Here is a 544-nt window from a genome sequence, read left to right on the forward strand (position 1 = left end):
CGCTCAAGGCGTATGCGCATGATCTCAAGGATTGGTTCGTCTTTCTTCGCCACCGCGGCATTGATTGGCGCCAGGTGGCCTTGGAGAACGTCGGCGAGTTCGTCGCCTGGCTGCGGCTTCCGCCTGCCGGGCGCGCCGCTGACGTGACGCTGCTGCCGTCGGCTTCCCATCACTGCGGGCCGGGAACGGTGAACCGCAAGCTCGCGGCGGTGGGCGGCTTCTACGTGTTTCACTCCCGTCATGGGGTTCCGCTGGGCGACCTTGTCACCGAGTTCGAAACGGTCCGGCACCGAAGAACGGGATGGAGACCGTTCCTTGCCCACCTTGCCGGGGACAGGCCGCAGCGGCGCCGGATCGTGAAGCTGCGTGAGCCCAAGAGGTTGCCCACGGTCCTGCCTGCGGTGCAGGCACAAGCAGTGCTGGATGCGTGCACTCGGCTGAGGGACCGGTTCATGTTCGTCCTGCTGTGGGAGTCGGGAATCCGTATCGGCGAAGCACTCGGACTAAGGCATGAGGACATTGCAGTCGCCGAGGGCGAGCTGAC

At 65.3% G+C, this 544-nt stretch carries 1 protein-coding gene; it reads left to right on the forward strand.

Features of this window, described 5'->3' with window-relative positions; translation table 11 throughout:
* On the forward strand, positions 1–544 hold a 544-nt coding region (locus ACKAE7_RS21205; RefSeq protein WP_408980250.1), incomplete at both ends, for a tyrosine-type recombinase/integrase.

Source organism: Pseudarthrobacter sp. NKDBFgelt, assembly GCF_046097905.1.
GTDB lineage: Bacteria > Actinomycetota > Actinomycetes > Actinomycetales > Micrococcaceae > Arthrobacter > Arthrobacter polychromogenes.